Annotated in this window: 13 protein-coding genes; all 13 read left to right on the top strand. The window is 52.9% G+C overall.

The window, feature by feature from the left end; translation table 11 throughout:
- The first annotated feature begins 44 nt into the window (after positions 1-44).
- The 13 genes from asnC (at position 45) to ACLRGG_RS15135 (ending at position 12,136) form a co-directional block, all read left to right on the top strand.
- Positions 45-506: a transcriptional regulator AsnC gene (gene asnC, locus ACLRGG_RS15195; protein WP_416250557.1), complete on the top strand. Its 462-nt coding sequence runs from the start codon at positions 45-47 to the stop codon at positions 504-506.
- Positions 507-677: 171 nt separating this feature from the next.
- A complete protein-coding gene (mioC, locus tag ACLRGG_RS15190; RefSeq protein WP_416250556.1) occupies positions 678-1,121 on the top strand; it encodes an FMN-binding protein MioC in 444 nt (147 codons plus the stop codon).
- A 456-nt stretch (positions 1,122-1,577) separates the two neighbouring features.
- Positions 1,578-3,467 (top strand): tRNA uridine-5-carboxymethylaminomethyl(34) synthesis enzyme MnmG, encoded by a 1,890-nt coding sequence (gene mnmG / locus ACLRGG_RS15185; protein WP_416250555.1) that lies wholly within the window; start codon positions 1,578-1,580, stop codon positions 3,465-3,467.
- A gap of 87 nt (positions 3,468-3,554) precedes the next feature.
- Entirely contained in the window at positions 3,555-4,184 is a 630-nt protein-coding gene (gene rsmG, locus ACLRGG_RS15180; protein ID WP_416250554.1) for a 16S rRNA (guanine(527)-N(7))-methyltransferase RsmG, read from the top strand.
- A gap of 845 nt (positions 4,185-5,029) precedes the next feature.
- A complete protein-coding gene (atpI, locus tag ACLRGG_RS15175; RefSeq protein WP_416250553.1) occupies positions 5,030-5,410 on the top strand; it encodes a F0F1 ATP synthase subunit I in 381 nt (126 codons plus the stop codon).
- 8 nt (positions 5,411-5,418) lie between these two features.
- The gene (gene atpB / locus ACLRGG_RS15170) at positions 5,419-6,237 is read left to right on the top strand and encodes a F0F1 ATP synthase subunit A (RefSeq protein WP_416250552.1); all 819 of its coding nucleotides are present in this window, start codon (positions 5,419-5,421) and stop codon (positions 6,235-6,237) included.
- 50 nt (positions 6,238-6,287) lie between these two features.
- A complete protein-coding gene (atpE, locus tag ACLRGG_RS15165) occupies positions 6,288-6,530 on the top strand; it encodes a F0F1 ATP synthase subunit C (RefSeq protein ID WP_012443146.1) in 243 nt (80 codons plus the stop codon).
- 214 nt (positions 6,531-6,744) lie between these two features.
- On the top strand, positions 6,745-7,215 hold the full coding sequence (gene atpF / locus ACLRGG_RS15160; protein WP_416250551.1) for a F0F1 ATP synthase subunit B: 471 nt from the start codon (positions 6,745-6,747) through the stop codon (positions 7,213-7,215).
- Positions 7,216-7,229: 14 nt separating this feature from the next.
- The gene (gene atpH, locus ACLRGG_RS15155; RefSeq protein ID WP_067700625.1) at positions 7,230-7,763 is read left to right on the top strand and encodes a F0F1 ATP synthase subunit delta; all 534 of its coding nucleotides are present in this window, start codon (positions 7,230-7,232) and stop codon (positions 7,761-7,763) included.
- A 14-nt stretch (positions 7,764-7,777) separates the two neighbouring features.
- Entirely contained in the window at positions 7,778-9,319 is a 1,542-nt protein-coding gene (atpA, locus tag ACLRGG_RS15150; protein WP_067700622.1) for a F0F1 ATP synthase subunit alpha, read from the top strand.
- A gap of 54 nt (positions 9,320-9,373) precedes the next feature.
- Entirely contained in the window at positions 9,374-10,243 is an 870-nt protein-coding gene (gene atpG / locus ACLRGG_RS15145) for a F0F1 ATP synthase subunit gamma (protein ID WP_067700618.1), read from the top strand.
- A 63-nt stretch (positions 10,244-10,306) separates the two neighbouring features.
- On the top strand, positions 10,307-11,689 hold the full coding sequence (gene atpD, locus ACLRGG_RS15140; RefSeq protein ID WP_067700615.1) for a F0F1 ATP synthase subunit beta: 1,383 nt from the start codon (positions 10,307-10,309) through the stop codon (positions 11,687-11,689).
- Between the two features lie 27 nt (positions 11,690-11,716).
- The gene (locus ACLRGG_RS15135) at positions 11,717-12,136 is read left to right on the top strand and encodes a F0F1 ATP synthase subunit epsilon (RefSeq protein WP_067700613.1); all 420 of its coding nucleotides are present in this window, start codon (positions 11,717-11,719) and stop codon (positions 12,134-12,136) included.
- Positions 12,137-12,388: the final 252 nt, after the last annotated feature.

Genomic DNA, 12,388 nt, shown 5'->3' with positions numbered 1-12,388 from the left:
GCCGTCCGGCACCCGTCTTTATCATGATGAATAACGGAGCCTGCGTGGCTGACAACCTACAAATTGATAACCTGGATCGCGGGATCCTCACGGCCCTGATGGCCAACGCCCGCACGGCCTATGCCGAGCTGGCCAAGCAGTTTGCCGTCAGCCCGGGCACAATCCACGTTCGCGTTGAGAAAATGAAGCAGGCGGGAATAATCAAGGGGACGCGGGTGGAAATCGACCCCAAACACCTGGGTTATGATGTCTGCTGCTTTATCGGCATCATCCTGAAAAGCGCCAGAGACTACCCGTCCGCGCTGGCAAAGCTCGATATGCTGGATGAAGTGGTCGAGGCCTACTACACCACCGGGCACTACAGCATTTTTATCAAGGTGATGTGTCGCTCGATCGACGCCCTGCAGCAGGTGCTGATTAACAAGATCCAGACTATTGATGAAATTCAGTCTACGGAAACGCTGATCTCCCTGCAAAACCCCATCATGCGCACCATTACTCCCTGAGCTGTGTATTAAACTGTCCACAATAGCCTGCGTATCTGGCCTGTTCTGACAGGCCGCTGCGTGGCGCCGATCTCCGCAGGTACAACAGCGTAATAACCCCAATTATCCACAGGTAGATCCCACGTTGATCACAGCGTACAATGTTCGCCTTTGCGATACAGGGATCCCGTTATGGCTGATGTTACCTTAATCACCGGAAGTACCTTAGGCAGCGCAGAATACGTCGCTGAGCATCTGGCTGAGAAGCTGGAAGAAGAGGGGATTTCAACCGAAATTCTCCACGGCCCCGAGCTGGATGAGCTTACGCTGTCCGGCACCTGGCTGGTGATCAGCTCGACCCATGGCGCGGGCGATCTCCCGGACAACCTTCAGCCGCTGTTTGATGAACTCACAAAGAATAAGCCGGATCTCAGTGCTATTCGCTATGGCGCCATTGGCATCGGCAACCGGGAATACGATCTGTTCTGCGGAGCCATTGAGAAAATGGACCAGCTGCTGACCGACTGTGGGGCAAAACGACTGGGCGATCGTCTGGATATCGATGTACAGGAACATGAGATCCCCGAAGATCCCGCCGAAGCCTGGTTAACCGGCTGGAAAACGCTGATTGGCTAATGATCCTGCCCGTCGATCACTATTTTAGATCGACGTTAAGGCAAAAAGCGCGGGAAGTTTTGTAAATTATGTCCGTTTTTGCTCAATTAACTGGCGGTCAGCTGTGGATAACCAGGCTCATTTCACGGTAATAACCGGTTATTATCCCAATAATAACCTGGTACCTTGCCGGAGCCTGTGTATAACATGCCATTTAGATCCCAGCTTATACGCAACAGGATCACCGATCGTACACAGCAAAGGATCCTGTATAAAACCCTGATCGCTATGGGTAAAAACGGCTTATCCACAGAGATCGTCGATCCTAATAGAAGATCTAATAAAGAGATCTCTAAATAAAAAGATCTTCTTTTTAATTACCTGTCAGGCCATGCGCTTTCGCCATCGCCTAAAGTTGAGTAGAATCCTCACCCCAGACAGCAATCACTCAATCGCACAACCGCGAGGTCCAGTACCATGTTCTATCCAGATCCTTTTGACGTCATCGTAATCGGTGGTGGTCATGCGGGCACCGAAGCTGCTATGGCGGCAGCCCGAATGGGTCAGCAAACCCTGTTATTAACCCATAACATTGATACGCTTGGACAAATGTCCTGCAATCCGGCGATCGGTGGCATCGGGAAAGGACATCTGGTGAAGGAAGTGGACGCCCTTGGCGGTCTGATGGCGCATGCGATCGACCAGGCCGGTATCCAGTTTAGGATACTAAACGCCAGCAAAGGTCCGGCGGTACGGGCAACCCGTGCTCAGGCTGACCGCGTGCTTTACCGTCAGGCAGTACGAACCGCTCTGGAGAATCAGCCAAACCTGATGATCTTCCAGCAGGCGGTTGACGATCTGATTGTGGAGAACGATCGCGTCGTCGGTGCTGTGACCCAGATGGGCCTGAAGTTCCGCGCAAAAGCGGTGGTACTGACCGTGGGCACCTTCCTGGATGGCAAGATCCATATCGGGCTGGATAACTACAGCGGCGGTCGTGCTGGCGATCCGCCTTCGATCCCTCTGGCGCGCCGGTTGCGTGAGCTTCCCCTGCGCGTCAGCCGTCTTAAAACCGGCACGCCTCCACGCATTGATGCCAGAACCATTGATTTCAGCGTACTGGCAGCGCAGCACGGTGATACGCCCATGCCGGTATTTTCGTTTATGGGGAATGCGTCACAGCATCCTCAGCAGGTGCCCTGCTACATCACCTATACCAACGAAAAAACGCATGACGTCATCCGTAATAACCTGGATCGCAGCCCGATGTACTCAGGGGTGATCGAAGGGATTGGACCACGCTACTGTCCTTCCATCGAAGATAAGGTGATGCGCTTCGCCGATCGCAATGCCCACCAGATCTTCCTGGAGCCGGAAGGGCTGACCAGCAACGAGATTTACCCCAACGGGATCTCTACCAGCCTGCCGTTTGACGTACAGATGCAGATCGTCCGCTCCATGCAGGGGCTGGAAAACGCGAAGATCGTGCGCCCGGGCTATGCGATTGAGTATGACTTCTTCGATCCCCGCGATTTGAAACCGTCCCTGGAAAGCAAATTTATTAATGGCCTGTTCTTTGCCGGCCAGATTAACGGCACCACCGGTTATGAAGAAGCGGCAGCTCAGGGCCTGCTGGCCGGTCTGAACGCCGGACGCTTCTCTGCGGATAAAGAGAGCTGGGCTCCCCGTCGCGATCAGGCTTACCTGGGCGTACTGGTGGACGACCTCTGCACCCTGGGAACCAAAGAACCCTACCGTATGTTCACCTCACGCGCGGAGTATCGTCTGATGCTGCGTGAAGACAACGCGGATCTGCGTCTGACAGAAGCGGGCCGCGAGCTGGGTCTGGTCGACGATGCCCGCTGGGCGCGTTTCAATCAGAAGCTGGAAAGCATCGAGAAAGAGCGCCAGCGCCTGCGTGATATCTGGGTTCACCCGGCGTCGGCCTGCGTTGAGGAAGTGAATGCCGTGCTGAGTGCGGCTCTGACCAAAGAGGCCAGCGGCGAAGATCTGCTGCGCCGCCCGGAAATGACCTACGCGCAGCTAATGACCCTGAGCACCTTTGCGCCCGCGCTGGATGACGATCAGGCAGCCGATCAGGTTGAAATCCAGGTCAAATATGAAGGCTATATCGCCCGTCAGCAGGAGGAGATCGATCGCCAGCTGCGTAATGAAAATACCGCGCTGCCTGCCGGGCTGGACTACCAGCAGGTGAGTGGCCTTTCAAACGAGGTGATCGCCAAGCTGAACGATCACAAGCCGGGATCCATCGGTCAGGCCTCGCGCATCTCGGGGATCACCCCAGCGGCGATATCCATTCTGCTGATCTACCTGAAAAAACAGGGATTACTGCGCAAAAGCGCCTGATTCACCGGACGGAACCTGCTTCCGTCCGCCTGTTTTTGTCGTGATAAACCAGGGCGACGCGTTCGCCCGCCTATTTTGGGCCCTTTTGTGATAAACAAACTTTCTTCGCTGCTCAGCGCGGCCAACATCTCCCTTTCCGGGCGGCAGAAGCAACAGCTGGTGGACTATGTTGAGATGCTTAACCGCTGGAACAAGGCCTATAACCTGACGTCGGTTCGCGATCCGCAGGAAATGCTGGTACGGCACATTATGGACAGCATTGTGGTTGAACCGCATTTGCAGGGGGAGCGATTTATCGACGTCGGCACCGGGCCGGGCCTGCCAGGCGTACCGCTGGCGATTGTCCGCCCTGACGCGCACTTCACCCTGTTAGACAGCCTGGGCAAACGTATACGCTTCCTTAAGCAGGTGCAGCATGAGCTTAAGCTCGACAATATTACGCCAGTGCAAAGCCGGGTTGAAGATTTCCCTGCCGAGCCGCCGTTTGATGGTGTGATAAGCCGGGCCTTCGCCTCTTTAAATGACATGCTGACCTGGTGCCATCATCTGCCGGGTGAGAAGGGTCTGTTTTACGCCCTGAAAGGCACGGTTCCGCAGGATGAAATCGCTGCGTTACCGGAGGGCTTCACGCTTCAGAAGGTGGTAAAACTCACGGTGCCCCAGCTTGAAGGTGAACGTCATTTAATTATGGTGACCGGGTCAGAGAAGCGTCGATAAATGTCGCTTATTTGCACAATTTTGCCACACGGGCGGCAAAGATTTTACGCTAAATAACCCTTAATAATAGCCTGGACAGGGAGTAGCCTTACAAACACTAAGTGCTTTATATCGCTCAAATTTAGTTGCAATAAGTGACTACTGGGGCTGGGTGGCGAGGGGTTATAGAACCGATTTGAAAGCCGCTGTTTGAAAAAACAGCTCTTGAGTGCTTTTCTTTATCACTTTTTTATTCGGTGAATTGTTTCATCCAGGTTAAAACGGGTCATTATCGTTCTGTGAATTACTTTGTTACATTTAACGTTAATTTCACATCTCATTATCATGAATATCACGTTGAGTAGGGGGAATGCTTAACGCGATAGTCACGGATGTAAATATATTCCCTTTATAAGTCCACCAGAGCAATGGATTCCGTGCGAAGCCTGCGTGGCACAACCTGGTATTAAACACAAAGCAACCTAAATAAAGGACTTTGTTAACGTGATTTTTGCCAGTTGGTTGAAATGTAATGTTATTTATATTTTTATATGCCCAAAACCAGGATTATTCCTGCCTGAATTCGCGCTGGTTAATTGCTGAAATGTGATCTTGCGCACGCTTTATAACCAATATTGTAGCCTGCCGGTAGAGAATTTACCTTGAATTGACGATCTGTGCAGATTACTAAAATGAGCCTCTGGAAAGAAATTTAAATAATTGTTCACCTTTTCGCTACTTATCCATTGAAATCGCAGGGGCGCACCGTATAATTTGCACGTTTTTTGCTGCTTGACTCAAAAGAGCAAAGGCAGTTTTATACGACACGCGACATACCCCGGATGGGGCAGGAGAGTTTCAGCGTCATGTCAGTGTCCCTTTACAGAGTAAAATTTGCCCGAACCGTGCTGCTTCTTCAGCTGGTGACCTTTGTCATAATCGGTGCGCTGTTTGCCCTGAAAGATCTGACATGGGGCTTGTCCGCGCTTTTTGGTGGGCTGGCAGCCTGGCTGCCGAACGTAGTGTTTATGATTTTTGCCTGGCGCCATCGGGCAGGCGATCCCGTCAAGGGGCGAGTGGCCTGGAGCTTCGCATTAGGTGAAGTGCTGAAGGTTCTCTCCACCATTGTCCTGCTGGTCGTGGCGCTGGCGGTGTTTGGGGCGGTCTTTATGCCGCTCGGACTGGCCTGGTTATCGGTGGTGATTGTGCAAATCGTCGCACCGGCTGTAATTAACAACAAAGGGTAAGAGGCATCATGGCTGCAGGAGAAATCTCTACGCCGCAGGAATACATAGGTCATCATCTGAATAACCTTCAGCTCGACCTGCGTACCTTCGAGCTAGTGAATCCACACGACGCACCGGCGACGTTCTGGGTATTGAATATCGACTCCATGTTTTTCTCTGTGGCACTGGGGATTATTTTCCTGGTGTTGTTTCGCAAAGTGGCGAAGTCAGCCACCAGCGGCGTACCGGGAAAAATGCAGGCCGCGATTGAGCTGGTTATAGGCTTTGTCGACGCCAACGTCCGTGACATGTACCACGGTAAAAGTAAACTTATCGCTCCGCTGGCATTAACGATTTTCGTCTGGGTCTTCCTGATGAACTTCATGGACCTGCTGCCTATCGATCTGCTGCCCTGGGTTGGTGAGCATGTCCTTGGGCTGCCAGCGCTGCGTGTGGTGCCTTCTGCAGACGTGAATATCACGCTCTCTATGGCGCTTGGCGTATTTATTTTGATTCTGTTCTACAGCATCAAGATGAAAGGCATTGGGGGCTTTACCAAAGAGCTGACTCTGCAACCCTTCAATCACCCCATTTTCATTCCGATCAACCTGATCCTTGAAGGTGTGAGCCTGCTGTCCAAACCGGTTTCTCTCGGTCTGCGACTGTTCGGCAACATGTATGCGGGTGAATTGATTTTTATCCTGATTGCCGGTCTGTTGCCGTGGTGGTCACAGTGGATTCTGAATGTGCCCTGGGCCATTTTCCACATCCTGATCATCTCGTTGCAGGCTTTCATTTTCATGGTCTTAACGATTGTCTATCTGTCGATGGCATCTGAAGAACATTGATACTTTTCTTAACACTACTGCGTTTTAACTGAAACAAACTGGAGACTGTCATGGAAAACCTGAATATGGATCTGCTGTACATGGCTGCCGCTGTGATGATGGGCTTAGCGGCAATCGGTGCTGCGATCGGTATCGGCATCCTCGGAGGCAAATTCCTGGAAGGCGCCGCGCGCCAACCGGATCTAATCCCTCTGCTGCGTACGCAGTTCTTTGTTGTAATGGGTCTGGTGGATGCAATCCCGATGATCGCTGTTGGTCTGGGTCTGTACGTGATGTTCGCCGTCGCGAAGTAACCGGGTATTCATCACAGGGCCTGGCCCTTGATGAGTGCGTTCAACAGATTGCTGTACTGATACCCAAAGACGTCAGGTTGTAGCAAGGCCGCTATCCGGTGAACCTCCAGGCGCTTACTTAAGTAAGTGACTGGAGTGAGAAAGGAGCGCTAACCCAGCTACAGCTTGAACGAAAAGGGTAGAAGAAAGTTAACTTAACAAGAGGCATTGTGCTGTGAACATTAACGCAACAATCCTCGGCCAGGCCATCGCGTTTATCCTGTTTGTCCTGTTCTGCATGAAGTACGTATGGCCGCCGCTGATGGCAGCTATCGAAAAGCGCCAGAAAGAAGTTGCCGAAGGCCTTGCTTCCGCTGAACGTGCCAAAAAAGATTTGGATCTCGCGCAGGCTAATGCGACCGACCAGCTGAAGAAAGCGAAAGAAGAAGCTCAGGTAATCATCGAACAGGCTAATAAGCGTCGTTCGCAGATCCTGGACGAAGTCAAAGCTGAGGCTGAGCAGGAACGTAACAAGATCGTCACCCAGGCGCTGGCTGAAATTGACGCCGAACGCAAACGTGCACGTGAAGAGTTGCGATCGCGAGTCGCGATGCTGGCGGTTGCCGGCGCCGAGAGAATCATTGAACGTTCCGTGGATGAAGCTGCTAACAGCGACATCGTTGATAAACTGGTCGCTGAACTGTAAGGAGGGAGGGGCTGATGTCTGAATTTACTACTGTAGCTCGCCCCTACGCCAAAGCAGCTTTTGACTATGCTGTTGAGCATCAAAGTGTCGATGGTTGGCAGCAGATGCTGGCGTTCGCTACCGAGGTAGCCAGCAATGAACAGGTAGCAGAACTTCTCTCCGGCGCGCTTGCGCCGGAATCGTTGTCTGCACAGTTCATCGCTATCTGCGGCTCACAGCTGGACGAAGCCGGTCAGAACCTGATTAAGGTCATGGCTGAAAACAAACGTTTACCTGCGCTTCCCGATGTACTGGCTCAGTTTATCCAGCTACGTGCCGCACATGATGCGACCGCAGACGTTGAGGTAATCTCATCCATGACATTGAGTGACGAACAGCTGACCAACATCAGCGCCGCTATGGAAAAACGTTTGTCACGCAAAGTTAAGCTGAATTGCAAAATTGATAAGTCTGTAATGGCGGGCGTAATCATCCGTGCGGGTGATATGGTCATCGATGGCAGCGTACGCGGCCGTCTTGAGCGTCTTTCAGACGCCTTGCAGTCTTAAGGGGACTGGAGCATATGCAACTGAATTCCACCGAAATCAGCGAACTGATCAAGCAGCGCATTGCTCAGTTCAATGTAGTGAGCGAAGCTCACAATGAAGGTACTATTGTTACCGTTAGTGACGGTATCATCCGCATAAACGGCCTGGCCGATGTTATGCAGGGTGAGATGATCGCACTGCCGGGCAACCGTTATGCAATCGCACTGAACCTGGAGCGCGACTCCGTAGGTGCAGTGGTGATGGGCCCTTACGCTGACCTTGCCGAAGGCATGAAAGTTAAGTGTACTGGCCGTATTCTTGAAGTCCCGGTGGGTCGTGGTCTGTTAGGCCGCGTAGTGAACACCCTGGGTGCACCTATCGACGGTAAAGGCGCAATCGACAACGATGGCTTCTCGCCAATCGAAGTGATTGCACCTGGCGTTATCGACAGGCAGTCGGTTGACCAGCCTGTACAGACCGGCTACAAGTCAGTCGATGCGATGATCCCAATCGGTCGTGGCCAGCGTGAGCTGATCATCGGCGACCGTCAGACCGGTAAAACCGCGATGGCGATTGATGCGATCATCAACCAGCGCGATTCCGGCATCAAGTGCGTGTACGTCGCTATCGGTCAGAAAGCCTCTACCATCGCTAACGTGGTACGTAAGCTGGAAGAGCATAACGCGCTGGCTAACACCATCGTGGTGGTGGCGACCGCTTCTGAGTCTGCCGCGCTGCAGTATCTGGCGCCTTATGCCGGTTGCGCCATGGGCGAATACTTCCGTGACCGCGGTGAAGATGCGCTGATCGTTTATGACGATCTGTCCAAGCAGGCCGTTGCGTACCGTCAGGTTTCTCTGCTGCTGCGTCGTCCACCAGGCCGTGAAGCCTTCCCTGGCGACGTGTTCTACCTCCACTCCCGTCTGCTGGAACGTGCTTCCCGCGTAAGCGCCGACTATGTTGAGCGTTTTACTAACGGTGAAGTGAAAGGTAAAACGGGCTCCCTGACCGCGCTGCCAATTATCGAAACCCAGGCGGGTGACGTTTCTGCGTTCGTTCCAACCAACGTAATTTCAATTACCGATGGTCAGATCTTCCTGGAAACTAACCTGTTTAACTCCGGTATTCGTCCGGCTGTTAACCCAGGTATTTCGGTATCTCGCGTGGGCGGTGCTGCTCAGACCAAGATCATCAAGAAACTGTCCGGTGGTATTCGTACCGCGCTGGCACAGTATCGTGAACTGGCAGCGTTCTCTCAGTTCGCTTCCGATCTGGACGAAGCAACCCGTAAACAGCTGAGCCACGGTCAGAAAGTGACCGAACTGCTGAAACAGAAGCAGTATGCGCCGATGTCCGTAGCGCAGCAGGGTCTGGTACTGTTTGCCGCCGAGCGTGGCTTCCTGAATGACGTCGAACTGGCGAAAATCGGTAGCTTCGAAGCGTCACTGCTGGCGTTCGCCGATCGCGATCACGCTGAGCTGATGGCTGAAATCAACCAGGCGGGTAACTACAACGGCGAAATCGAAGAGAAGCTGAAAGGCCTCCTCGAGACGTTCAAGAAAACCCAGTCCTGGTAATGTCTGGCGGCTTGTTCCTTAGCGGACAAGCCGCAAGGCTTTGAGGAGAAGCTTATGGCCGGCGCAAAAGAGATACGTAGTAAGATCGGAAGCGTGCAGAACACGCAGAAGATCACCAAAGCGATGGAAATGGTCGCCGCCTCCAAAATGCGTAAATCGCAGGAACGTATGGCGGCCAGCCGTCCTTATGCAGAAACCATGCGCAAAGTGATTGGTCACATTGCGTTAGGTAATCTGGAATACAAACACCCATACCTGGATGAGCGTGACGTTAAGCGCGTCGGCTATCTGGTCGTGTCTACCGACCGCGGGCTTTGTGGTGGTTTGAACATTAACCTGTTCAAAAGATTACTGGCTGATATGAAAGCCTGGTCCGATAAAGGCGTTGAGAGCGATCTGGCGATTATCGGTTCCAAAGGCCTGTCATTCTTCCGATCTGCGGGTGGCAACGTGGTTGCTCAGGTCACCGGCATGGGCGATAAACCTTCCCTTTCTGACCTGATTGGCCCAGTGAAAGTGATGCTGCAAGCCTATGATGAAGGTCGTCTGGACAAGTTGTTTATCGTCAGCAACAAATTTATCAACACCATGTCCCAGTCTCCACAAATCGTTCAGCTGCTGCCGTTACCGCCAGCAGACAATAGCGAAGGCGTGGTGAAGAAAAGTACCTGGGATTATCTGTACGAGCCGGATCCGAAAGCGCTGCTGGACACGTTACTGCGCCGCTACGTCGAGTCTCAGGTTTACCAGGGTGTTGTAGAGAACCTGGCCAGCGAACAGGCCGCACGTATGGTGGCAATGAAAGCGGCCACCGACAACGGCGGAAACCTGATTAAAGAGCTGCAGTTGGTTTACAACAAGGCTCGTCAGGCCAGCATCACCCAGGAACTTACCGAGATTGTCGGTGGGGCCTCCGCGGTTTAACCAGGTATACCCTGCAGCGGTATCAGGCTGCGGGGTATAAACGAATTAGGTAGAGGATTCAAGATGGCTACTGGAAAGATTGTCCAGGTTATCGGCGCCGTGGTGGACGTCGAGTTCCCTCAGGACGCAGTACCACAGGTGTACAGCGCGCTTGAGGTGCAAAATGGTGATGCTCGTCTGGTGCTGGAAGTTCAGCAGCAGCTGGGTGGTGGCGTGGTTCGTACTATCGCCATGGGTACTTCAGACGGCCTGAAGCGCGGTCTGGAAGTGGCAGACCTCCAGCACCCTATTCAGGTGCCGGTAGGCGTTGCAACGCTTGGCCGTATCATGAACGTGCTGGGTGAGCCAATCGATATGAAAGGCGACATCGGCGAAGAAGAGCGTTGGTCAATTCACCGCGAAGCACCTTCATACGAAGACCAGTCCAACTCGCAGGAGCTGCTGGAAACCGGTATCAAGGTTATCGACCTGATGTGTCCGTTCGCTAAAGGCGGTAAAGTCGGTCTGTTCGGTGGTGCGGGTGTGGGTAAAACCGTAAACATGATGGAGCTTATCCGTAACATTGCGGCTGAGCACTCAGGTTTCTCCGTCTTTGCCGGCGTGGGCGAGCGTACTCGTGAGGGTAACGACTTCTACCACGAAATGACCGACTCAAACGTTATCGACAAAGTGTCCCTGGTCTATGGCCAGATGAACGAGCCACCAGGAAACCGCCTGCGCGTTGCGCTGACCGGCCTGACCATGGCTGAGAAGTTCCGTGACGAAGGTCGTGACGTTCTGCTGTTCATTGATAACATCTATCGTTACACCCTGGCCGGTACTGAAGTATCAGCACTGCTGGGTCGTATGCCTTCAGCGGTAGGCTACCAGCCAACGCTGGCGGAAGAGATGGGTGTTCTGCAGGAGCGCATCACCTCAACCAAAACCGGTTCAATCACCTCCGTGCAGGCCGTATACGTCCCCGCGGATGACCTGACTGACCCATCGCCAGCCACCACCTTTGCTCACTTAGATGCAACCGTGGTACTGAGCCGTCAGATCGCGTCACTGGGTATCTACCCGGCGGTTGACCCACTGGATTCTACCAGCCGTCAGCTGGATCCGCTGGTTGTGGGTCAGGAACACTATGATACCGCACGTGGCGTTCAGTCTCTGCTGCAGCGTTATCAGGAACTGAAAGACATCATCGCCATCCTCGGGATGGACGAGCTGTCTGAAGAAGACAAGCTGGTGGTCGCACGCTCTCGTAAGATGCAGCGCTTCCTGTCTCAGCCGTTCTTCGTGGCAGAGGTCTTCACCGGTTCTCCAGGTAAGTATGTGTCGCTGAAAGATACCATCCGTGGCTTTAAAGGCATCATGGAAGGTGAATTCGACCATATGCCAGAGCAGGCTTTCTACATGGTAGGTTCCATCGAAGAAGCCGTGGAAAAAGCGAAGAAACTGTAATAACGGTTTCGCGGGAGGTTATTGACTATGGCTATGACTTATCACCTGGACGTTGTCAGTGCAGAGCAGCAGATGTTCACCGGCACTGTGCAGAAGATTCAGGTGTCAGGTAGCGAAGGTGAACTGGGGATCTTCCCTGGTCACGCCCCGCTGCTGACCGCCATTAAACCTGGTATGATTCGCATCGTGAAGGAGAAGGGCGACGAAGAGTATATTTATCTCTCCGGCGGCCTGCTTGAAGTTCAGCCTGGCGCGGTCACCGTGCTGGCTGATACGGCGATTCGCGGTACCGATCTCGATGAAGCCCGCGCGCTTGAAGCGAAACGCAAAGCCGAAGAGCATATGAACAGCTCTCACGGCGATGTGGACTTTGCTACCGCGTCGGCTGAACTGGCTAAAGCGATCGCCAAACTGCGCGTGATCGAGTTAACCAAAAAAGCGATGTAATATCAGTGGGTGAAAAAGGCCGGCGAGATTAACCTCTCCCCGGCTTTTTTTTTGCCTAAAGTTTCCATTTCAATCTTCTTTGCATAGTCATGCACCCCCTTAAAAACCTCTCAGCGCGTTTCTGAGGGGTTTTCAGGGTTTAAGGGGTTGGGCTATGGCGTAAAATCGCCCTGAGTGCGTTTTACGGGTGTTATGTTCAATGCCATTTTTATTATGTGGTTATTCCTGCGCTGTTATAATGCCGGTCTGAAT

It is taken from the genome of Erwinia sp. PPS120, from assembly GCF_047918655.1.
In the GTDB taxonomy this organism is placed as follows: Bacteria; Pseudomonadota; Gammaproteobacteria; order Enterobacterales; family Enterobacteriaceae; genus Erwinia; species Erwinia tasmaniensis_A.
Note: the sequence above shows the minus strand (reverse complement) of the source record. Positions and strands in the feature narration are given on the sequence as shown.